General features: G+C 71.7%; 20 protein-coding genes, 1 tRNA gene and 1 pseudogene. 5 read left to right on the top strand and 17 right to left on the bottom strand.

From position 1 onward, the window contains the following. Nucleotides 1-115 precede the first annotated feature (115 nt). Both ACFY04_RS29640 and ACFY04_RS29635 read left to right on the top strand, forming a co-directional pair. Nucleotides 116-3,457 (top strand): PAS domain-containing protein, encoded by a 3,342-nt coding sequence (locus ACFY04_RS29640; RefSeq protein WP_389121315.1) that lies wholly within the window; start codon nt 116-118, stop codon nt 3,455-3,457. 13 nt (nt 3,458-3,470) lie between these two features. Beyond that, complete coding sequence (locus ACFY04_RS29635) at nt 3,471-4,046, top strand: antibiotic biosynthesis monooxygenase (RefSeq protein WP_389121313.1); 576 nt, start codon at nt 3,471-3,473, stop codon at nt 4,044-4,046. Between the two features lie 30 nt (nt 4,047-4,076). On the opposite strand, the gene ACFY04_RS29630 is transcribed toward ACFY04_RS29635, so the two are convergent. The 11 genes from ACFY04_RS29630 to ACFY04_RS29580 form a co-directional block, all read right to left on the bottom strand. Beyond that, on the bottom strand, nt 4,077-5,726 hold the full coding sequence (locus ACFY04_RS29630; protein ID WP_389121311.1) for a long-chain fatty acid--CoA ligase: 1,650 nt from the start codon (nt 5,724-5,726) through the stop codon (nt 4,077-4,079). A gap of 161 nt (nt 5,727-5,887) precedes the next feature. Then, nucleotides 5,888-6,421: a SigE family RNA polymerase sigma factor gene (locus ACFY04_RS29625; RefSeq protein ID WP_389121309.1), complete on the bottom strand. Its 534-nt coding sequence runs from the start codon at nt 6,419-6,421 to the stop codon at nt 5,888-5,890. A 134-nt stretch (nt 6,422-6,555) separates the two neighbouring features. Next, the gene (locus ACFY04_RS29620) at nt 6,556-7,722 is read right to left on the bottom strand and encodes a lipid-transfer protein (RefSeq protein ID WP_389121307.1); all 1,167 of its coding nucleotides are present in this window, start codon (nt 7,720-7,722) and stop codon (nt 6,556-6,558) included. Then, nucleotides 7,719-8,132: a MaoC family dehydratase gene (locus tag ACFY04_RS29615; protein ID WP_389121305.1), complete on the bottom strand. Its 414-nt coding sequence runs from the start codon at nt 8,130-8,132 to the stop codon at nt 7,719-7,721. The genes ACFY04_RS29620 and ACFY04_RS29615 overlap by 4 nt, the downstream gene beginning before the upstream one ends. Then, the gene (locus tag ACFY04_RS29610) at nt 8,129-9,187 is read right to left on the bottom strand and encodes an acyl-CoA dehydrogenase family protein (protein WP_389121302.1); all 1,059 of its coding nucleotides are present in this window, start codon (nt 9,185-9,187) and stop codon (nt 8,129-8,131) included. Before ACFY04_RS29610 ends, ACFY04_RS29615 begins: the two co-directional genes overlap by 4 nt. Continuing rightward, complete coding sequence (locus tag ACFY04_RS29605) at nt 9,187-10,170, bottom strand: bifunctional MaoC family dehydratase N-terminal/OB-fold nucleic acid binding domain-containing protein (protein WP_389121301.1); 984 nt, start codon at nt 10,168-10,170, stop codon at nt 9,187-9,189. The genes ACFY04_RS29610 and ACFY04_RS29605 overlap by 1 nt, the downstream gene beginning before the upstream one ends. Further along, nucleotides 10,167-11,318, bottom strand: coding sequence for an acyl-CoA dehydrogenase family protein (locus tag ACFY04_RS29600; RefSeq protein ID WP_389121300.1), 1,152 nt, complete (start codon nt 11,316-11,318; stop codon nt 10,167-10,169). The genes ACFY04_RS29605 and ACFY04_RS29600 overlap by 4 nt, the downstream gene beginning before the upstream one ends. Nucleotides 11,319-11,485: 167 nt before the next feature. After that, on the bottom strand, nt 11,486-11,794 hold the full coding sequence (locus ACFY04_RS29595; RefSeq protein ID WP_389121298.1) for a hypothetical protein: 309 nt from the start codon (nt 11,792-11,794) through the stop codon (nt 11,486-11,488). Between the two features lie 684 nt (nt 11,795-12,478). Next, the gene (locus ACFY04_RS29590; protein ID WP_389121296.1) at nt 12,479-12,940 is read right to left on the bottom strand and encodes a DUF6344 domain-containing protein; all 462 of its coding nucleotides are present in this window, start codon (nt 12,938-12,940) and stop codon (nt 12,479-12,481) included. A gap of 358 nt (nt 12,941-13,298) precedes the next feature. Further along, complete coding sequence (locus ACFY04_RS29585; protein ID WP_328789715.1) at nt 13,299-13,424, bottom strand: hypothetical protein; 126 nt, start codon at nt 13,422-13,424, stop codon at nt 13,299-13,301. Continuing rightward, nucleotides 13,421-14,089, bottom strand: a complete 669-nt coding sequence (locus tag ACFY04_RS29580) for an ABC transporter ATP-binding protein (RefSeq protein ID WP_389121295.1) — start codon at nt 14,087-14,089, stop codon at nt 13,421-13,423. The genes ACFY04_RS29585 and ACFY04_RS29580 overlap by 4 nt, the downstream gene beginning before the upstream one ends. Before the next feature lie 50 nt (nt 14,090-14,139). On the opposite strand from ACFY04_RS29580, the gene ACFY04_RS29575 reads away from it, so the two are divergent. Beyond that, nucleotides 14,140-14,565, top strand: a complete 426-nt coding sequence (locus ACFY04_RS29575; RefSeq protein ID WP_389121293.1) for a hypothetical protein — start codon at nt 14,140-14,142, stop codon at nt 14,563-14,565. A 93-nt stretch (nt 14,566-14,658) separates the two neighbouring features. On the opposite strand, the gene ACFY04_RS29570 is transcribed toward ACFY04_RS29575, so the two are convergent. From ACFY04_RS29570 to ACFY04_RS29545, 6 genes are all read right to left on the bottom strand, one after another. After that, a tRNA-Ser gene (locus ACFY04_RS29570) sits at nt 14,659-14,746 on the bottom strand. A 52-nt stretch (nt 14,747-14,798) separates the two neighbouring features. After that, a complete protein-coding gene (locus tag ACFY04_RS29565) occupies nt 14,799-15,746 on the bottom strand; it encodes a trypsin-like serine peptidase (RefSeq protein ID WP_389121291.1) in 948 nt (315 codons plus the stop codon). Nucleotides 15,747-15,998: 252 nt separating this feature from the next. Beyond that, nucleotides 15,999-17,045, bottom strand: coding sequence for a YeiH family protein (locus ACFY04_RS29560; RefSeq protein ID WP_389121289.1), 1,047 nt, complete (start codon nt 17,043-17,045; stop codon nt 15,999-16,001). Then, nucleotides 17,045-17,593, bottom strand: a complete 549-nt coding sequence (locus ACFY04_RS29555; RefSeq protein WP_389121286.1) for a cysteine dioxygenase — start codon at nt 17,591-17,593, stop codon at nt 17,045-17,047. Before ACFY04_RS29555 ends, ACFY04_RS29560 begins: the two co-directional genes overlap by 1 nt. A 79-nt stretch (nt 17,594-17,672) precedes the next feature. Next, complete coding sequence (locus ACFY04_RS29550; protein ID WP_389121283.1) at nt 17,673-18,578, bottom strand: LysR family transcriptional regulator; 906 nt, start codon at nt 18,576-18,578, stop codon at nt 17,673-17,675. Between the two features lie 100 nt (nt 18,579-18,678). Next, complete coding sequence (locus ACFY04_RS29545) at nt 18,679-20,169, bottom strand: trypsin-like peptidase domain-containing protein (protein ID WP_389121281.1); 1,491 nt, start codon at nt 20,167-20,169, stop codon at nt 18,679-18,681. 240 nt (nt 20,170-20,409) lie between these two features. On the opposite strand from ACFY04_RS29545, the gene ACFY04_RS29540 reads away from it, so the two are divergent. After that, nucleotides 20,410-21,198, top strand: coding sequence for a glycerophosphodiester phosphodiesterase (locus ACFY04_RS29540; RefSeq protein ID WP_184791803.1), 789 nt, complete (start codon nt 20,410-20,412; stop codon nt 21,196-21,198). 59 nt (nt 21,199-21,257) lie between these two features. Next, nucleotides 21,258-21,895, top strand: a pseudogene (locus ACFY04_RS29535) (ATP-binding protein). Nucleotides 21,896-21,909 lie beyond the last annotated feature (14 nt).

Here is a 21,909-nt window from a genome sequence, read left to right as displayed (position 1 = left end):
GAGGATGCGCGGGATGGGCGGTATCCGCCATACATCGGCCACCCCATCGCGGGCCTGTGGCCTTAGACTCCTCCCGTGACTTGCCGGTAGTTGTTGGTCAGGGAGGAAGCTCGTCGTGAGCAGCAGGCCATCCCGAGGCGCTGCTCGCCTCGCAGCAATACTCGACGCTCTTCCGGACGCGCTGTTGCTCGTCAACGCCAACGGCACGGTCGTCAACGCCAATTCGATCGCGCTCGAGATCATGGAGAGCCCCGGTACCGGGCTCGTCGGCCGGGGCGTGCTCGACCTCCTGCCCGAGTTCGACTCCAAGCTGATCCCCGGCTCCATGCGCCGGCCCGGCGAGGACGAGGGCGGCCGCGCCAAACCCAAGCGGATGACCGCGCGCCGTACCGACGGCTCCGAGTTCCCCGTCGAGCTCACCAGCGCCCATCTCGACGGACGCGACGCCTATCGCGAGCCACAGCCCTCGTACACGGGCGACGAGCTGCTGATGCTCGTGGTCCGTGACCTCTCGCAGACCGTGGACACCGAGGCCGAGCTGGCCCGCTCGCAGCGGCAGACCGAGATGATCCTGCGCGCCGCCGCCGAGGGCGTCGTGGGCACCGACACCGACGGACGGGTGGTGCTGGTCAACCCGGCCGCCGCCCAGATCCTCGGCTACCGCGCCACCGACCTCGGCAACCGCGAACTGCACGGCCTCATCCAGCACTCCCGCGCCGACGGCTCCCCCTTCCCCTTCGAGGAGTCCCCGCTCGCCGACACCCTGCGCAGCGGACGCAAGCACCGCGTCCGCGGGCAGGTGCTGTGGAACAAGGCCGGACAGCCGGTCGCCGTCGACCTGACCACCTCGCCCGTACGGGACGGGGAGCAGCTCGTCGGCGCCGTCATGACCTTCACCGACCGGCGGCCCTACGACGCCCTCGCCGCGCGGCACGCACAGCTGATGGCCGTCCTCGGTGAATCCCTGCGGGGGCCTCTGGACGAGCTGCGCGGTGAGCTGGCGACGCTGGCAGCCGACGACGCCGGACAGCTGTGGCCCGAGGCCAACCAGCTGCTGCACCACCTGGCCGCCGGGTACTCACGGATGACCACGCTGGTGGACAACGTCCTCGGCTACCAGCGCCTGGACACCGGCCGGGACCGGCTCGCGAAGAAGAAGGTCCTGATCAACACCGTCGTCACGGCGGGCGTCGACGGGGCCGTCGAGCTGATCGGTCCGGGCCGCGTGCAGTTCGCCGTCCACGCGCCGACCATCGAGGCCGAGGTGGACGGGGACCGGATCTCGACCGCGCTCGCCCACCTGGTCGCGGACGTGGCCGGGGTGGACGCAACCGGCAAGACCCGCCAGGGCAGCGGCTACAGCGATTCGACGATCGTGGTGGCCGCCGCGCAGCGCGGTGATGTCGTACGGATCGAGGTGCGCGGGCCGTACGAGGGCGGGAACCCGGTCCACGAGCCGATCGTGCGGGGGATCGTGGCCGCGCACGGCGGCGTGCTGCAGACGGTGGAGGTTCCGGGCGCACCCGGCGGGGCGTACGTGCTGGAGCTCCCGCTCGGCTCGGGTGCCGGAACGGTGACCCTGCCGGAGCCGGCGGAGGAGCCCCCGGCCGGTCCGACCACGGACGGTGCGGGGACGGCCGGGGGCGCGGCTCCCGGCAAGGTCTCCGGCGGCCGGCGCGGCCGGCGCGGGGTGGACGCCTTCCTGGACGACGAGACCCCCGGCCCCGAGGCGGCACAGGCCGCACAGGCCGCACAGGCCGCACAGGGTGGTGGCGCGCTGGCGCTGCCTTCCGGGCGGCGGCGCGCGGGCGAGGCCGGCGACGCTCCCGAGACGGGCCCCGAACTCGCACAGTCCCCGGTGAACCCGGCGGGACTGGGCACCGGACGCCGGCGCGGCCGGGCCGGTGACGGCAGCGGCGAGGCCGAGGGCACCGGCGGGCACGACGGCCCCGGGCGGCCCGTGCCCCCGCAGGGCACCGCCATGCCCGCGCTCCCGCCAGTGCCCGCGGTGCCCCCGGTTCCGGTGACGGAGCATCCCGCCGGGCGGCGCCGGGCACTGGGTCCGGCCGGTCCGGCGCAGCCCGGCGGCCCCGTCCCCGCGACCGGGCTCGGGCCGGCGCCCGCTCCCGCGCGGCCCATCGCGCCCGAGGGCGGCTTCGCGCTGCCTGCCGGCCCGACACCGGCACCGGCTCCCGTCGCGGCCGACTCCGACGCCCCGGCCGGACGGCGTGGTCGCCGGGTTCTGGGCGCCCCGGCCGACGAGCCCGAGGCCGCTGCCGCTGCTGCCGCCGCCGCGCAGCCCGACGAATCCCCCGAGAACCCGACCGGGCGGCGCCGCGCGCTGGCCGGCGCCCCGGCGTGGCCGGTTCCGGCGGCCCGTACCGCTCCCGAGGACGACGAGGCCTCCGGCCAGGTCGCGCTCCCCGGTGCGCGTCGGCCGCAGGACACCCCGGCGGAGGGCCAGGCCGCGCAGCCGATCAGCGTGCGCGCCCTCGGCACCCTCGGCCAGGGCATCTCCGTCGACCCGGGCGGCTCCGGCCCGGCCACCGGGGCCGGTGCGACCTCCGGCTCCGGCCGCCGTCGCCGGCTCGCCGAGCCCGCCCCGCAGGGCCGCGCCTTCGCCATAGGGGCGCCCGAAGCCGGCTCCGACGAGGGCCCCGAGCCGCTGGACGGCCCGGGCGGCGCCGTCGAGGTCGTCAACCGGCCCGTGCCGCGGCCCGTGGACGACGAGCTGCCGCCGGAGCCCCTGGACAACCCGCGCCGGCTCCTGGTGTGGCCCGCGCCCGATGTGCAGACGCAACAGGCGCTGAGCGACCGCGGCTACCGGCCGGTGATCGTGCACTCCCGCGAGGAGGTGGACGCGCAGATCGCCGCGTTCCCCGCCGCGCTGTTCGTCGACCCGCTGACCGGGCCGATCACCCGGACGGCTCTGCAGTCCCTGCGCCAGGCCGCGGTGGCCGCGGAGGTCCCCGTACTGGTCACGGCCGGGCTGGGGCATGCCACGCGCGAGGCGGCGTACGGCGCCGATCCGGCCGTGCTGCTGAAGGCGCTGGCGCCGCGTGACAGCGAACAGCACCCTTCCCGGGTGCTGCTGATCGAGGAGCGCGACGAGATCGCGACCGCGCTGACCGCCGCCCTGGAGCGGCGCGGCATGCAGGTCGCACGGGCGGGTGCCGACACCGACGCCGTGGAACTGGCGACGCGGATGCGGCCCAACCTGGTGGTCATGGACCTGATGCAGGTGCGCCGTCGGCGGGCCGGGATCGTGGACTGGCTGCGCGCCAACGGGCAGCTGAACCGAACCCCCCTGGTCGTCTACACCGCGACCGGCATCGACCCGGCCGAACTGCCGCGGCTCGCCTCCGGCGAGAGCGTCCTCTTCCTCGCGGAACGGTCCACCACGGCGGACGTCCAGGGTCGCATCGTGGACCTGCTGGCCAAGATCGGCACCAACTAGTAATCCTGGGCCGATGGCCATCATCAACACGAGCGAGCACACCGTCCCCGCCGACAACGGGGAGGTGAATCTGCTCATCGCACGGCAGGTGGAGCCCGGCCACGAGGAGACCTTCGAGGCCTGGGCTCACGGCATCCTGGAGACGGCCGCGGGCTTCCCGGACCACCTCGGGTACGGGCTCTTCCGTCCGGCGGCGGAGGGCGGGCCGTGGTTCCTGGTCCACCGCTTCCGCAATCAGGCCGCGTTCCAGCGCTGGCAGGACTCCCCGGAGCGGGCGCAGTGGTTCTCCAACTGCCTCGGCCACCACCACACGGAGATAGCCCGCCGGGAACTGCACGGCATGGAGACCTGGTTCGCCAAGCCGGGTACGACCCGGCCCGCGCCGCCTCGGTGGAAGATGGTCATCAGCTCGGGGCTGGCCATCTTCCCGATCTCGCTGATCGGCAACGCGGTGCTCGGGCCGTACCTGGTGGATCTGCACTTCGTACTGCGGACGGCCGCCTTCGCCGTCGTGTTCAGCACCCTGATGACCTACGTGGCCATGCCCGCGATCAGCAGGCTGCTGCGGCCGTGGCTCACCCGGGGTTAGGGGGTGCCTTGTCGATCAGGCCCCCGGTCGTCAGTCGAGCTTGGTGACGGCCAGCGCTCCGTCCGCGTACTGCTTGCGGATCACCTTCTTGTCGAACTTGCCGACACTGGTCTTCGGCACCGCCTCGATGAACGTCCAGCGCTCCGGCAGCTGCCACTTGGCGACGGTCTGGGCGAGGAACTCACGCAGATCCGTGTAGTTCACGCTCGCGCCCTCCTTGAGGACGACCGTGGCCAGCGGGCGCTCGCCCCACTTCTCGTCGGGGACGGCGACGACCGCGGCCTCGGCGACCTCGGGGTGTGCCATCAGCGCGTTCTCCAGGTCCACGCTGGAGATCCACTCGCCGCCGGACTTGATGACGTCCTTGGCGCGGTCCGTGAGGGTGAGGAAGCCGTCGGCGCTGATCACGCCGACATCGCCGGTCTTGAGCCAGCCGTCGGCGCTGAACTTGTCCTCGGGCCGGAAGGGTTCGCCGGACGCACCACCGTAGTAGGAGCCGGCGATCCAGTTTCCGCGCACCTCCAGCTCGCCCGCCGCCTGTCCGTCCCAAGGCAGGAGGTCGCCGGCGGGGCCGATCAGGCGGGCCTCGACGCCCGCCGGGAAGCGGCCCTGGGTGATCCGGTAGGGCCACTCCTCCTCGGCGCTCAGGCCGGCCGGCGGGTGCGCCATCGTGCCCAGCGGCGAGGTCTCGGTCATGCCCCAGGCGTGGCAGACGCGGACGCCGAGCTTGTCGTACGCCTCCATCAGGGAGGGCGGACAGGCCGCGCCGCCGATGGTGACCTGCTTCATCGAGGTCAGGTCGCGCGGGTTGGCGGTGACCTCGGCCAGCAGTCCCTGCCAGATGGTGGGGACTGCCGCGGCGTGCGTGGGCTTCTCCCGCTCGATCATCTCGGCGAGCGGGGCGGGCTGCAGGAACCGGTCCGGCATCAGCATGTTGATACCGGTCATGAAGGTGGCGTGCGGCAGCCCCCAGGCGTTCACGTGGAACTGCGGGACCACGACGAGGGTGGTGTCCCTGTCGGTCAGCCCCATCGACTCGGTCATGTTGACCTGCATCGAGTGCAGGTAGAGCGAGCGGTGGGAGTAGACGACGCCCTTGGGGTCCCCGGTGGTGCCGGAGGTGTAGCACATCGCGGCCGCCTGGCGCTCGTCCAGCTCGGGCCATTCGAAGCTGTCGGAACTGCCCGCGAGGAGCTCCTCGTACTCGTGCACCCGCACGTTCAGGCCTTCGAGGACGGAGCGGTCGCCGATGCCGCTGACCACCACGTGTTCGATGGTCGGCAGGTGCGGCAGCAGCGGCGCGAGCAGGGGCAGCAGCGTGCCGTTGACCAGCACCACCCGGTCGGCGGCGTGGTTGACGATGAAGACCAGTTGCTCAGGGGGGAGCCGCAGGTTGAGGGTGTGCAGGACCGCGCCCATGGAGGGGATCGCGAAGTACGCCTCGACATGCTCGGCGTTGTTCCACATGAGGGTGGCGACCCGCTCGTCCTGCTGCACTCCGAGCTCGTCGCGCAGGGCGCCGGCGAGACGGGTGGCGCGGTTGCCGATCTCGGCGAAGCTGCGGCGGTGTGGCTCAGCCTCCCCGGTCCAGGTCGTGACCTGGGACTTCCCGTGGATCGTCATCCCGTGTCGGAGTATGCGGGTGACGAGGAGCGGTACGTCCTGCATGGTGCTGAGCAAAGCGTCCTCCCGGTGAGCGCTGCGGCGCTGCGGCGGCTACGGATGCTGCCGATTCTGCGCACGTACCGGTCGGCATGTCACTACCCGGGAGTAGAAACCAGGGCGTGTTTCACGTGAAACATCCCGAACGTCCTCACGTTTCACGTGAAACACCCTCTGTCTCACCGGACCGGCAGGAGCTCCGGGTCCTCGCGGAGCTTGCCCAGCGCGCGCGAGACCGCGCTCTTGACCGTGCCGACCGAGACTCCGAGCAGCTCCGCCGTCTGCGCCTCGCTCAGATCCTCGTAGTACCGCAGGACGACCATGGCCCGCTGCCGGTCGGGCAGCCGGGTCACCGCGCGCCACATCGCGTCGCGCAGCGCCTGCGCCTCGGCGGGATCACAGGCCGAAAGCGCCTCGGTCTCCGGAAGCTCGTCACACACGAACTCGTCGACCTTGCGCTTGCGCCACTGGGAGGTACGGGTGTTGACGAGGGTCCGACGGACGTAGCCGTCCAGGGCGCGGTGGTCCTCGATCCGGTCCCAGGCCACGTACGTCTTCGCGAGGGCCGTCTGGAGCAGGTCCTCCGCATCGCACGGGTTGGCGGTGAGGGAGCGCGCGGTGCGCATCAGGACCGTGCCGCGGGTCCGGACGTACGCCGAGAACGACGGGTACGGCGTCGGATTCGAGGCGAGCGTGCACACAGGCGTGGTCATGTCTCCACGCTAGGAGCGCCCACCCTCCCTGGGATCGGCCGCAGGTGCCGATGGTGGATCCACCTCAGGTTGTAGGAACAGGGCCGCCCCTACCCCCTGAAGGTGGAGGGGGCGGGGGCCGCGGGTCCCGGAATTCAGCCGTCGGCGCCGAGGATCAGACCGGAGGTCGGGACCCCGGTACCGGCCGTGACAAGAGCGTGCGCCGCCCCCGCGACCTGGTTGACGGAGGTGCCGCGCAGCTGGCGGACGGCCTCGGCGATGCCGTTCATCCCGTGCAGGTACGCCTCTCCGAGCTGGCCGCCGTGGGTGTTGAGCGGCAGTGCGTCCGCGGCCACGAAATCCGCGGCCTCGCCCGGCGCGCAGAAGCCGAACTCCTCCAGCTGCATCAGCACGAAGGGGGTGAAGTGGTCGTAGAGGATGCCGACGTCGATGTCCGAGGGCCGCAGCCCACTGGTCCGCCACAGCTGGCGGGCGACCACGTCCATCTCCGGCAGCCCGGTGAGGTCGTCACGGTAGAAGGAGGTCATGCCCTCCTGGCGGCGCCCGGCGCCCTGCGCGGCCGCGGTGATCACGGCGGGGGCGTGTCTCAGGTCCCGGGCGCGCTCGGTCGTGGTGACGACGACGGCCTGGCCGCCGTCCGTCTCCTGGCAGCAGTCGAGCAGCCGCAGCGGCTCCACGATCCAGCGCGAGGCGGCGTGGTCGGCAAGGGTGATGGGCTTGCCGTGGAAGTAGGCGGCGGGGTTGTTCGCGGCGTGCCGCCGGTCGGTGACCGCGACGTGCCCGAATGCCTCGGGGGTGAGGTTGTAGGTGTGCAGGTAGCGCTGGGCGGTCATGGCCACCCAGGAGGCGGGGGTCAGCAGCCCCCAGGGCAGCGACCAGCCGAGCGCCGCCCCCTCCGCCGAGGGCTCCCGCTGCTGGACCCCGGACCCGAAGCGGCGCCCGGAACGCTCGTTGAAGGCGCGGTAGCAGACGACGACCTCCGCGACCCCGGTGGCGACGGCGAGGGCGGCCTGCTGGACGGTGGCGCAGGCCGCGCCGCCGCCGTAGTGGATACGGGAGAAGAAGGACAGGTCCCCGATGCCGGCCGCCTGGGCGACGGTGATCTCGGGGCTGGTGTCCATGGTGAAGGTGACCATGCCGTCGACATCGGCGGGGGTGAGTCCGGCGTCGTCGAGGGTGGTGTGCACGGCCTCGACGGCGAGCTTGAGCTCGCTGCGGCCGGAGTCCTTGGAGAACTCGGTCGCTCCGATGCCGGCGATGGCGGCGCGGCCGCCGAGCTCGTCGCGGGTGCGGACGCTCATGCCGGCACCTCCGCGGTGACCGTTCCCGTGACGTGGTGGCCGATACCGTTGGCGCCGACGACCCGGATCTCGATGGTGGTCCCGGAGGCGGTTGCCCCGGGGGCGGTGGCCCCGGAGACGGCGGTGACGGTGCCGGTGAGGGTCATCGTGTCGCCCGGGTAGTTGGGGGCGCCGAGGCGGATCGCCACCTTGCGCAGGACGGCGCGCGGGCCGAGGTGGTCGGTGATGTACCGGCCGACCAGGCCGTTCGTGGTCAGGATGTTCATAAAGATGTCCGGGGAGCCCTTCTCCTGCGCGAGCGCCGCGTCATGATGCACGTCCTGGTAGTCGCGGGAGGCGATGGCGCCCGCGACGATCAGCGTGCGGGTGACCGGTATGTCCAGCGGCGGCAGCGTGTCGCCGACGTTCATGCCCGCTCTCCCTCGGCGCTCGAAGCGAATGCGGTGGACGCGGCGATCGAGGCCCCCAGCTCGGCCAGCAGCTCGCTGCCGCAGCCCAGGTAGGCGTCCAGTTGGCGTCCCCACAGGAAATGCCGGTGGACGGGGTGGTCCAGGTCGGCGCCCATGCCGCCGTGCAGGTGCTGGCCCGCGTGCACGACCCGCTTGCCCGCCTCCGAGGCCCACCAGGCGGCCGTCAGCGCGTGCTCGTGTGCCGGAAGCCCCTGGTCGATGCGCCAGGCCGCCTCGTACGTGGTGACCCGGATCGCCTCGGTGTCCATGTACGCGTCGGCCGCGCGCAGCATGACCCCCTGGTTGGTGGAGAGCGGCCTGCCGAACTGCTCCCGGGTGGAGGTGTATTCCACCGCGCGGGCGAGAGAGCCCGCGCAGACGCCCGCCTGGAGCCCGGCGAAGGCGGTGCGGGCGGCGGCGAGCGTGTCCTCGTACGCGCCGTCGGAGCCGAGGCGTTCTCCCTCGGCCGAGGTCAGCGTCAGCCGGCCCGCCGCCCAGGGGGCGGTGGTCTCCACCGGGGAGGTCCGCACACCGGGCGCGTCGGTCCGTACGAGCCACAGCGCCCGGTCCGCGTCCGGGACCAGTACGTGCGTGGCGTCGCGCAGCCACGGCACGGCGGGGGCGGTCCCGGTGAGCCGGCCGCCGTCGGCGGTGATCCGGCCGCGCGCCGGGAACGCTCCGGTGGCCACCGCCTCGCCCGTGCCGAGGGCGGGCAGCAGGCGGGCGCGCTGCTCGGGGGTACCGTGGGCGGCCACGGGGAGGATCCCGTACACGCAGGTGGCGGCGTACGGGACCTGCGCGGTGGTGCGGCCCTGTTCCTCCAGCAGCAGGACGAGCCCGAGCAGGCCGACCTCCTCGACCGCGGCGGTCAGTCCGGCCGTGGTGAGGGCCTTCCACAGCTCGGCGTCGCTGCCGGTGCCGGCTTCGGCGAGGCGCTCGTGGGTGGCGAGATCGGAGAGGATCCGGGCGGCGAGGCCGGCCGCGGCGGCCTGCTCCTCGGTGGGGTGGAAGTCCATCAGCCATGGCTCCCGCGGAAGACGGGGAGTTCGAGGCCGGCGTCGACGCGCAGGAACTCCAGTTGGACGGGGAGGCCGATGCGCACCTTGTCGTAGGGCACGCCCGTGATGTTGCTGATCATCCGGACTCCTTCGGCGAGCTCGACGAGTGCGACCGCGTAGGGCGGGTCGAAGGCCGGGAAGGGTGGGTGGTGCATGACGACGTAGCTGAACACCGTGCCGGCGCCGGAGGCCTCGACCGTGTCCCAGTCGGGGCTCGCGCAGGCGTTGCAGCCGGGGAGCCAGGGGAAGCGGAGGGTGGAGCAGGAGGTGCAGCGCTGGATCAGCAGCTTGTGGCCGCGCACCCCGTCCCAGAATCCCTGGTTGTCGCGGTTGATCACCGGGCGGGGGCGCTGCGACGGGGGCCGCTGTGCCGGGGGCCGCTGCACCGGCCTGGCGGCGGGAGCGTACTTGAGGATGCGGAAGCGGTGGGTGCCGGCGAGCTCCCCGTCCGCCTGGACGTCCATGCGGGTGGTCACGAAGTGGCCGGTGCCCAGCTTGGTCGTCTTGCGGGGCGACACGGTCTCGATGACGGCGTCGAAGGTGATCGCGGCGCCGGGACGCAGGGGGCGGTGGTACTCCTGCTCGCAGTCGGTGGCGACCACGGAGGTGAAGCCGGCGCCGTCGAGGAGCGTGAGGAGCTCGTCGTAGGCGGAGGAGCGGTCCGCGTGGCCGGAGAGACCGCCCATGGTCCAGGCCTGGAGCATGGTGGGCGGCGCGATGGCGTCCGGGCCGGTGTAGGCGGGGTTGGCATCGCCCATCGCCTCGCACCAGTGGCGGATCATCGGCTCGTTGACCACGTCCTTGCCCCGGCCCGCGGTGGCCGCCGGCTGCCCTTCGAAGGCCGCCAGCAGCGTGTGGAACCGGGCTGCCTCCTCGGCCTCGGCCGCGACCCCGGCCGCGTCGTCCACGTCCACGTCGTTCACGTCCGTGTCCGCCGTCATCGCTTCCTCCCCTTCATGCCGAGCCGCATCATGGCGACGATCTCCCGCTGGACCTCGCTGACCCCGCCGCCGAACGTGTTGATCTGGGCGGCCCGGTTCATCCGTTCGAGCTCGCCGCCCGCGAAGGCCGCGGGCCCGCGGATCAGGGCCTCCTCGCCCACCACCTCCTGGCACATCCGGTACACCTCGACGGTGGACTCGGTGCCGAGGAACTTCACCCCGCTGGCGTCACCGGGGGCCAGGGCGCCGCTGCCCACGTCCTGGACGAGCCGCCAGTTGAGGAGGCGTACGGCGGCCAGGCGTGCGTGCGCCTCGGCGAGCCGGGACTGCACCCAGGGGAGGTCGGCGGGCCGGTCGCCGGTGACCGGGTCGGGGGCGCGGGCGTGGTCGAGCGCGTACGCGTAGAAGTCCTCGGCCTGCATGCCGATGGCGGCGAGGGCGACGCGCTCGTGGTTGAGCTGGTTGGTGATCAGACCCCAGCCGCCGTGCTCGGGGCCGACGAGACGACCGGCGGGCACGCGGACGGAGTCGTAGTACGTGGCCGTGGTCGTGAGCCCGCCGACGGTGTCGATCGGGGTCCAGGAGAAGCCCGCGGTATCGGTGGGCACCAGGATGATCGAGATGCCCTTGTGCTTGGGGGCTTCGGGGTCCGTGCGGCAGGCGAGCCAGATCCAGTCCGCGTTCTGGGCGTTGGAGGTGAAGATCTTCTGCCCGTCGATCAGCCAGTCGGATCCGTCGCGGACCGCGCGCGTGCGCAGGGCGGCGAGGTCGGTGCCGGCCTCGGGTTCGGAGTAGCCGATGGCGAAGACGATGTCGCCCGCGAGGATCCGGGGGAGGAAATAGTACTTCTGCTCCTCGGTCCCGTACTTCATCAGGGTCGGACCGACGGTGTTGAGCGTGACCATGGAGACGGGGGCACCGGCCCGGTAGGCCTCGTCGAAGAAGACGAACTGCTCGTCGGCGCCGCGGCCCTGGCCGCCGTACTCGACGGGCCAGCCGAGGCCGAGGAGCCCGTCGGCGCCTGTGCGGCGCAGGAGTTCGCGTTGGCGGTCCGGGTCGTCGGGAAGGCCGTCCGGCAGCAGGTCCTTGAAGTACGCGCGCAGTTCGGCGCGGAGCCGCAACTGGCCTTCGGTCGGAGCGAGGTGCACGGCGCTGGCCTCCCGGCATCACATCATCGAGGGAACCTGACTGTCCGTCAGATTCACCCGCGGTGTCAAGGTCGGGGGACATGCGCGAGGGCGCCCGCGCTACCGGACCCCAGCCGGTCCGGTCGCACGGGCGCCCTCAAGAATCGGAGCGGCTCAGGCCGCGGCTATCACCAGGGGAAGAAGTTGACCGCGACGGTCGAATTGGACTGGTTGATCGCGGTGAAGGCCGAGCCGTTCACCTGAGCGGTGTTGTTCTGGTTGGATGCGCCGGAACCGGTGGCCACCTGCTGCGACGTGGACGAGTTGCCGTTGTTGTCGCCGCCCACGCCACTGCCGATGATGCCGGCGACGCTCGCATTCGATCCGTCGTTCGCGAAGGAGCCGTTGTCGGCCGACGCCACCCCGCCGAAGAGAGCGGCGGCAAGGGGGAGCGCGGCGGCGGCGGCGATGACGCGGGCGGTACGGATGCTTGCCATGTCTTTATCCTCCAGAAACCGAAGTGGGACTTGCTCCAAGGCAGTTGGCCGACCGCCTCGGTCGTTCGTTCCGTGTGGTGACGACGTCGCGAGACCAGAGTTGCCCACCGAATCCCCGGCGAACCACCGCGGAGTCCCCGATTCCCCCGCAAGTATGACCAACATCGGATAAACCTCATTCGCGCCCCCGAAGCCCCAGGTCAGCACCCTGGAAGCAGCTGAACCCCACGCCACACAAGGGATGAAGCGTTCCGTCAGACCGCCTGTCCCGGACATGCCGAAAAGGGCCGCGCCGTCCGGGAACCCCACCGTCTCCCGGGCCTGCAGCCCTGCAATACCAAGCTTCACGCCCCCTGCGCGCCCCCGCGCGCCCCGGCGCAAGCCAGGGTGATCCATCCGTGCCCCGCCCTGGGGGCACCCACGTAGCGCGATCCACGGTCACGACCGACCGGGCTCCAGCGCCTGCTACCGGGCCTGCTGCTGCTCTCGTTCCCGCTGGTCCTCGTACTGCTGCACCTACTGCCGGTCTCTGCTGGTCTTACTGCCGCTTTCGCCGCTGCTCTCGTCCTTGCTCCTGCCCGGCGGCGGCGCGTACGCCTGCGAGCCGGACCCTGCGACTGCCCTGCGCTCTCGTGGACTGCATGTACCGGACTTACGGGCTTACGGGGCTGCGGGGCTGCGGGGCTACGCGGCGAGCGCGAGCGCGTCCCGGGCGGCACCGGTGGCGACCGCGGGTGCTGCGGATTCCGCGGCGGGTGCCGCGATGGCGGCGGCAGGTACCGCGGTGTGTGCCGCTGCGGGGGCGGCGGCCGAGGTCAGCGTCCGGGAGGCGGTTCCGGCACCGGCACCCATGGCCGCGGCGGTGGTGGAACGTCGTACGGAAGGGGTCTTGCCGTGCGCCTCGGCGTGGATCCGCTGCTTGATGGTCGGCGGCAGCGAGCCTCCCCGCATCATCGCCCGCCAGGTCCGCCGGGCCGCGACGGCCGGCCGGCGTACGGCGGTGGTGGCGGTGCCCGCAGCGGCGGGGGCGGGGGCGGGGGCGACGGCCGAAGCCGGCTTCGCCGCGAGGCCGAAGCCGGAGAGGAGGGCCACCAGGGCGGCGAGGACAGAGGTCCAGATCGACGTGAGGATGCTGCGGTGGGTCATGACGGGGTGCCTCGATTCACGATGTTCGGACGGGCGGATCTGAATACATTCGTCATGATGTGGCCGCAACCGCACCATCCCCACGACCCGCGCCGATCTTCCGACAAACACCACTCGGACGGCCCAAGGGCGTGCCGCAGACCCCGGGCCGCCCTCCCCGGAGCCACCGGAAAAGCCGCACCAAAACCCACCCTGACCTGCATATTTGCTTCAGCACGCCGCCGACCGACCGGCAAGCCGGAAATCCCCTCACCCTCCTTGCCCCGGCGGCGTACTCACCCACCGCAGGCATGAACGCGGAAGCAGGCCCGGGTCGGCGACCCGGGCCTGCTTCAGGAAAGGGGAGGAATGCGGAGCGTCAGAAGATCCGGAGCCCGATCCGGCCGAGGATGGTGCCGGCGTGCGTGCCGTAGACGGCCAGCACGGCGATGCCGGCGAGGAGCACGGCGCCGATCACGGCACGGCGGACGAGGCGGGCGTTCATGAGAGCTGCCTTTCTTTCACGGGTACGGGGTGTGTGGCGTCGCCAACGGTCAGGACCACGTCGCAGCGGTCGCGGACCGCGTTGTCGTGGGTGGCGATGACGACGGCGCAGCCCTCCTCGCACATCGTGCGGAGGATCTCGACGACCATGGAGGTGTTGTCGTGGTCGAGGGCGCCCGTCGGTTCGTCGGCGAGGACGAGGGCGGGCTGCTTGACGATGAGGCGGGCCAGCGCGACGCGCTGCTGCTCGCCACCGCTGAGCCGGTGGACCTGTTCCTTCTCACGTCCGGCCAGCCCGACCCGCTCGAGGGCCTCGGCGACGGTCGGAGCGCCCTTCCTCGCTCGTCGCGGCTTCATGGCGACCTCCAGATTGGCCGCGACGCTCGCGTTCTCGATCAGCGCGTAGTTCTGGAAGAGGTACCCGAGCACGTCACGCCGGTAGTGCCGCGTGGCTCGCGGGCCGAAGCCGGTGATGTCGCGGCCCTCGTGCCGGATCGCCCCGGAGCTCGGTGCGTCGAGCAGGCCGAGGCAGTTGAGCAGCGTCGACTTGCCGGAGCCGCTCGGGCCCGTGAGCGTCAGCATCTGGCGGCGCTCCACGGTGAAGGAGAGATCGGACCAGAGGGTTCGCGGGCCAAAGGACTTGGACAGGCTCTCGATCTCGATCACGTGGAAGCTCCTGCAGAAAGGTGGGGGGTCACGACTCGGTCGCCCCTTCCTTGACGATCCGGCGGTGGAAGACGACGAGGGCCACGAGCACGGCCGCGACCTCGACGGCGACGAGCACCTGGGCGGAGCTGGCGGCCACCGACTGGGACGAGGTCGCGAACGAGGTCGACGAGTGCGTCCATGAGTACCGCCGCAGCCCGGACGGGACCTGGGTGCTGCACGGCCGGAACACCGGCCCCGACCGCTTTGCCGAGCTCGCCTCCGTCACCGACCCCCACGCTCTGTACCGCGCTGGCCGCGCCTACCCCGAGGGCACCGAGTGGCCCGACGGCGATCGCCTCTTCCGCGTCGGGCGCCTCCGACGGAAGCACGCCGTGCCTGACAGCGACTGGGGTGCCGTGTGGTCGGTCATGAGGACCCTGGCGAGCCTGCACGGCGACGAGGGGGTCCGCCTGGTCGTCTGGTTCGACGGCTGACTCCGCCAGAGCTGAACTCGATGGTCGGCTTCGCATGCATAAGGGGTGCCACCGGATCGGTGGCACCCCTTCTGTGCTGGGCCATGGCCCGCTTGGCGGTGGGTGTGGGATTTGAACCCACGGTGACTCGCGCCACGACGGTTTTCAAGACCGTTCCCTTAGGCCGCTCGGGCAACCCACCTGGCCGGTACAGAGTACCGGCCAGGTGGGGGTGACGGGAGCGGCTATAGAGGTCAGGAGGTCTGGGCCTTGTCGTAGGCCGCCTTCGCCTCGTTGCCGAAGTACGGGCCGTACATCCGGTTCGGCAGGAAGGTGTAGCCGAAACTGTTCACCGAGACCTGGGTGCCCAGGCCCGTGGCCTCGTTGAAGTCCTGGAACCAGGGGCCGCCGCTGGAGCCGCCGGTCATGTTGCAGCCCAGGCTGTGGTCCTTGGTCAGCAGGAAGTCCTTGCCGCTGTTGCCGCTGCAGTAGACCAGCTTGGTGCCGTCGTACGGGGCCGCCGCGGGGAAGCCGAAGGAGTACATCTTCTTGTTGTAGCCGCCGTTGAAGGCGATGCCCTGGGCCCCGACGGCCTGGCTGAGGGTCTGCCCGTTCAGCGGGGCGACGACGGCGAGGCCGACGTCCATGTTCATGTCCTCGCTCGCGGCCCACTGGTCGGTGGCGAAGGTCTTGGTGGCCGACCACTGGCCGTAGGGGGCGGAGCCGTTGTTGTAGGCGGGGACGAAGACCCAGTTCGTGTGCCAGGCCCCCTGGTACTTCACGCAGTGACCGGCCGTGATGACGGTGCTGCCGTTGGCGCTGGTGACCGAGTCGCCGGAGCAGGATGCGGTCCGGTCGCCCATCGTGAAGAAGACTCGCCCCGAGGTCTTCACCACGGCGCCGCCGCCCGTCCAGGCGCCGCCCGCCTGCGGGAACGCCGTGGGGGACGCCGCCGCCGTCGGGGCGATGGTCGTGGGGGCCGCCGACGTGGCGACCGGGGTGCGGGCCACGCCGGGCACCGCCGTCACGTCGAGCGGGGTGGCGCCGCGCATCCGCTCGGCGGTCCAGAAGCCGTGGGTGTGCTGTTGCCGGAAGGATGCGGGGGCTTCCGCCGCAATCGAGGGGGTGGCCGCCGTCAGGGCGCCCGCGACCAGGGCGCCGGCCGCGAGCAGGACGGACAAGGCCGTGCGATGACGATTCACGCATGACTCCTTCTGCCGTGCCCGGGCCGGGTGGCGAAGCCGGGCAGGGTGGGGGTGAAGAGCGGTCGGTGCGGATCGGCTGTGCGCGGTTCGTGGTGCGTGGTGCGTGGTGCATTCGTGCGTCGTGCGGATTACCGGGCAGAGTGGCACGGGCGCGTCGCAATGTCAGCGGGCAGTCGGAACGTTCGGTCGGTTCCGGCCAGGAAATGGCCAACTCCACGCCGTTGCAACGCCGTACGGCACCGAACGGCGTCATACGGTGAGCATCACGCCCGCGTACGAAACCCCCGCCACGACCACCCACGCCCCCAGTCCCAGTACCGCGGCCCGCCCGCCGGTCCGTGCCAGTGTCGGCAGGTGCACCGCGCTCCCCAGGCCGAACAGGGCCGCTGCCAGCAGGGCCTCCTGGGCGGTGTGCGCCCACTCCAGCGCTACGTCGGGCAGTACCCCGGTGGCGCGCAGCGCGGCCGCGGCCAGGAACCCGAGGACGAACAGCGGCACCGGCGCCGGCCTGCGGCCCGAGGCGGTGCGCACCCCGCGGCGCCGGGCCCGTACCGAGAAGGCCACGGCCGCCACCAGCGGGGCGAGCAGCGCCACACGCATCAGCTTGACCAGGACCGCCTCGCCCAGGGCGGCGGGGCCCGCGGTCTGCGCGGTGGCCACGACCTGGCCGACGTCGTGGACCCCCGCGCCGACCCACCGCCCGAAGGCGGGGTCGGAGAGTCCCAACGGCCCCTGGAGGAGCGGGAGTATCCCTATGGCGAGCGTCCCGCAGAGGGTGACCAGTGCCACCGAGGCGGCCACGTCCTCCTCGTCGCTGCCGGACACCTCGCTCACCGCTCCGATCGCCGAGGCGCCGCAGATCGAGTAGCCGGTGGCGATCAACAGCGGCTGATCACCCGGGAGTCCCAGCCGGCGGCCCAGCCAGAGGGTGCCGAGGAAGGTGGCCCCGACCACGCCGACCACCATGGCCACGGTGGCCCAGCCCAGCCGGAGCACCTGGTCCAGACCCAGGCCGAGGCCCAGCAGGACGATGCCCATCCGCATGAGCCGACGGCCGGCCAGGGAGAGTCCCGGGCGTGCGGCCGTGCGTACGAACGTCCGCAGGCCCGGCAGATGCGCCACCGCGATGCCCAGCACCACCGATGCGGTCAGCATCGGCACGGCGGGCACGAGGCGGTGGACGCACCAGGCCGTCAGCGCACCGCCCGCAGCCATTGCCAACCCGGGCCACGGAGTGGGTGTTTCACGTGAAACATGCCGGACCGTCGCGCTCTGAGGGCGGTGGAGGAGGGCCATCAGTCGACGGGGAGCGTGTAGACGCGGCGGATGCTGGTGCCCAGCCGGGAGACGTCGGCGCCGTACACGTGCACCGATATCGCCTTGGTCGTACAGGAGTTGCGCACCTTGTGGATGTCGCCGGGCGGGGCGAACCCGCAGACGTCGCCCTGGGCGTTGACCACGTCCTCGGTGGCCACCAGCCGGGCAGGACCGGCGCCCGGCGCCAGCCGGAAGCGGCGTTCGCTCTCCTCACCCTGATGCACTCCGGCCACGCACCAGGACACGTGGTCGTGGATGCAGGTCTCCTGCCCCGGCAGCCACACCAGTGCCACCACAGAGAAACTGCCGTCGGACTCGGCGTGCAGGACGTGCTGCCGGTACCGCTCCGGGTCGGCTTCGCGCTGCGCCGGAGTCAGCAGGTCGGGCGCACCCAGGTGCGGGGCGAGCCGTTCGCCCACCAGGTACGCGGTGAGGTCGGGAGCCAGCCCCCGCTCCACGACCGTACGGATCTCACTGACGAGGGCGGCCATCCTCGTGGTGGTACGGGCCGGCGTGGTGGTGGTCATATCGGCAGCGTGCTGCCGACGTTCCATCACGTCCAACGACAGTTATGACCTGAAATCCCAAGCACTGCTTATGGGTTGGTCAGCAGCCGACCCGGTTCGCCGCCGCCTGTTTCAGCGCGTCGAGCACCACGGCCGTCGCCGGGATCCGCAGATGGTCGCGGTAGACGTACGCGGCGATGTGCCGGCGCGCGGCGGGCTGGAGGGCTCGCCCGCAGACCCGGCTCAGCGAGAGGGAGGGCAGCACCAGTGCGGGCATCATCGCCACACCCAGTCCCTGTGCGACCAGGCTCTGCACGACCAGGTTGTCGTCGGTGGCGAAGCGGATGTCGGGCACGAAGCCCAGCTCCGCGCACTCGTGCAGCAGGTTCGCCCGGCAGCGCGGGCAGCCCGCGATCCACCGTTCCTCGGCGAGGTCGGCCAGGTGCACGGCGCGGCGGCGGGCCAGCGGGTGCCCGGTCGGGAGCAGCACCGTCAGCTGGTCCTCCAGCAACCTGACCTCGGCGACCTCCTCCGGGATCTCCTCGTGCAGGCCGGGATAGGTGAAGGCCAGGGTGATGTCGCACTCCCCGCGCTCCAGCCGGCGCAGCGACTCGGGGGGCTCGCCTTCCAGCAGTTCCACCTGCACGCCCGGATGGTCCTTGGCCAGGCCGCTCAGGGCCTCGGGGACGAGGGTGACATTGGCGCTGGGGAAGCCGCACAGCCTGACCCGGCCGGTGCGCAGCCGGGTGTACGCCCTCAGCTGGGCCTCGGCGGCGGAGAGGTTGCCGAGGATGGTCTCGGCGTGCCGGGACAGGGACTCCCCGGCCTCGGTGAGCTGCATCTTGCGGCCCACGCGGGTGAACAGCGGGGTCCCGACGGCGCGTTCGAGCGCCTTCATCTGCTGGGTGATGGCGGGCTGGGTGTACCCCAGCACGCGGGCGGCGGCCGAGTACGACCCGGAGGCGACCACCGCGTGAAAGGTCCGTATGTGCCGAGAATCGAACACCAGCGAAGCATAAGCGGACGTTGGAGGGGCCGTAGGCGGAATCCAGCCTACGGCCCCTCCTCATCGGGCCGCCGCCGCGACCGGTGGTGCTCGGGTGCTGCTACTTGTCGCCGACCCGCGAGCCGAGCGTGATGTCGACCGTGGTCGGCTTGCCGCCGCGCAGGTAGGTCAGCTTCACGATGTCGCCGGGCTTGTACGTCCAGATCATGCTGATCAGGGTCGGGCCGCTGTCGACCGGCTTGCCACCGAACTCGGTGATGACGTCGCCGGGCTTGAGGCCCGCTTTGCCGGCCGGACCGTTCGGGTCGACCAGTTCGTTGGCGGCCCCGCCCTGCTCGGAGATCTTGGCGCCCTCGGACTTGGCCTGGAGGTCGACCGAGACCGAGATCACCGGGTAGACCGGCTTGCCCGTCTTGATCAGCGATTCGGCGACGTTCTTCGCCTGGTTGATCGGGATGGCGAAGCCGAGGCCGATGGAACCGGCCTGGCCGCCGCCGAAGCCGCCGTTGCCCGCCGACTGGATCGCGGAGTTGATGCCGATGACCGCGCCGCGTCCGTCGAGCAGCGGACCGCCCGAGTTGCCCGGGTTGATCGAGGCGTCCGTCTGGAGGGCGCTCATGTACGAGTTCTTGCTGCCGCTGCCGTCTCCGGAGGCGACCGGGCGGTTCTTGGCGCTCACGATGCCGGTGGTGACCGTGTTGGACAGGCCGAAGGGGGCGCCGATCGCGATGGTCGAGTCGCCGACCGCGACCTTGTCGGAGTCGCCGAGGGGCAGCGGCTTGAGGCCGCCCGGCGGGGTCTTCAGCTTGAGAACGGCGACGTCGTAGCCCTGGGCACGGCCCACGACCTCGGCGTCGTACCGCTTGCCGTCGGAGAACGTCGCGAAGAGCTTGCCGCCGTTCGCGGCGGAGGCCACGACGTGGTTGTTGGTGAGGATGTGGCCCTGCTGGTCGTAGACGAACCCGGTGCCGGTGCCGCCCTCACCGTCGCCGGCCGAGGCCTCGATGGTGACCACGCTGGGCAGGGCGCCCGCGGCCAGACCGGCGATGGAGCCGGCCTCGCGCTTGAGGTCCTTGGGGGTGTTCGCGGCGCTGATCGTCGTGGAGCCGGTGCCGTCGTTGCTGCGCTGGGCGGCCCAGTAGCCGACGCCGCCGCCGATGCCGCCCGCGAGGAGGGCCGCCACGAGCACGCCCGCGATCAGGCCGCCCCTGCCCTTCGGCTTGGGCGCCGGGGCACCGTCGGTGGTCAGGGGAGCGCCCCAGGCGCCGCCGTGGCCGCCCGCTCCGTACTCCGGCACCGTGGGCGGCGGGGGCGGCCAGCCCTCGGCTCCGTGCGCGGCCGGGGCGGGAGCCTGGCCGTAGGCGGGGGGCGTCTGTGCGGGAGCCTGGCCGTAGGCCGGGGGCGCCTGTGCGGGCGGGATCTGCTGGGTGGGCTCGGTACCCGGCGGCGGGGTCGGCGGCAGCTGCTGGGTCACCGGCTCGCCGACAGCGGGCGCGGGGGCCGCATCCTGCGTCTCGGAGGCCGGAGCAGGGGGTACGGACGGGGCCGCGGGGGGTGTCGGGGCCGCGGTGCCCTCGTTCTCGGTGCTCACAGCGCTCTCTCCTCGTCACACACGGCTTCGGAAAATTCTCTGGCGATATCGGTCCGACTGAACGTTCGACGTGCCGCACAAGTTCCTGGGCAAAGCCTTTCCCATGACCCGTCAGAGCACTGTAAGCCGGACCTGTGCATCTCTCCCCATTCTTTATATCCGACATTTCGGATGCACTCTCGGGGCCGGCCCCGACACCTGGGGACCTCTCGGTGGCACCATGACCCGGTGACCCACGCAATGCCGCGCACCATCCAGGTCGTCGCCCACCGCGGCGCCTCGGAGGATGCCCCCGAGCACACCCTGGCCGCCTACCGCAAGGCCATCGAGGACGGCGCCGACGGCCTCGAATGCGATGTCCGGCTGACCGCGGACGGCCATCTGGTCCTGGTCCACGACCGCCGGGTGAACCGCACCTCGAACGGCCGCGGGGCCGTCTCCGCCCTGGAGCTGGCCGATCTCGCCGCCCTCGACTTCGGCTCCTGGAAGGACCGCGAGGAGTCCCCCGACTGGGACGCGGACCCCGAGCGCACCTCCGTCCTCACCCTGGAGCGCCTGCTGGAGCTGGTCTCCGACGCCGGACGGCCGGTGCAGCTCGCGATCGAGACGAAGCATCCGACCCGCTGGGCCGGACAGGTGGAGGAGCGCCTCCTCGTCCTCCTCAAGCGCTTCGGCCTCGACGCCCCGCCCGCCGAGGGTCCGCACCCGGTGCGGGTCATGAGTTTCTCCGCGCGCTCCCTGCACCGGATCCGGGCGTCCGCGCCGACGATCCCGACCGTGTACCTCATGCAGTTCATCTCACCCCGGATGCGGGACGGGCGGCTGCCGGCTGGTGTGACGATCGCCGGCCCCGGGATGCGGATCGTGCGCAACCACCCCGGCTTCATCCACAAGCTCCAGGGCGCGGGCCACTCCGTGCACGTATGGACAGTGAACGAACCGGAAGACGTTCAGCTCTGCGCTGATCTGGGCGTGGAAGCAATCATCACGAACAGACCCCGCCAAGTTCTGTCCCAACTCGGGCGCTGAAGTCCCTTTTTGCACACCCGCCACCCTCAACTCGTTCGTTACAGGGTGTGCTCCGGCGCATCCGCTCCGCATTCGGTCCGCATGAATGCGTCAGAGGGGCCCGCTTCGGGCTCCTTCGGCGGTTTCCGGTCCAGGCCATTGGGGCATCCAGACCATGCGTGGGGCTAAGGAGGTTCCGGGGGTGGCGTTGGTGGTGGCACAAGAAGTGCCCACGTCGTCGTGCATGGACGTACGCCATGGTCCTGCGGGCGTGGGCGAGGCGAGACACCGGATGCGCGAGCAACTGCGCATCAGCGGGGTGCCCGAATCGGTCGTGGACGATGCCGTACTGATCCTTTCCGAACTGCTCAGCAACGCCTGTCGACATGGCAGGCCGCTCGGCGCTCGGGAAGTCGGGGACGGGGAGATACGCGCCGCATGGCGCGTCGACAGAGCGGGACGACTGACGGTCGAGGTCACGGACGGAGGCGGGCCCACCCGCCCGGTTCCTGCCACGCCCTCGGTCACCGCACGGGGCGGCCGGGGGCTGAACATCATCAGCGCCCTGGCCCAGGACTGGGGTGTCCGGGACGGAGCGGCGGGTGAGGTCACCGTGTGGGTGATCGTTGCCTGTGGGCCCCGGCACGAGGATTTCGCTACGCGCGTTGCGCCCCCGGCGATCGACTTCAGTACGGCATTCGACGACCTCGATCCCTGAACCCGGGATCCCCG

Origin of the sequence: Streptomyces sp. NPDC001549 (assembly GCF_042894025.1) — a bacterium.
GTDB lineage: Bacteria > Actinomycetota > Actinomycetes > Streptomycetales > Streptomycetaceae > Streptomyces > Streptomyces kutzneri.
This window is presented reverse-complemented; position numbering and strand designations above follow the sequence as displayed.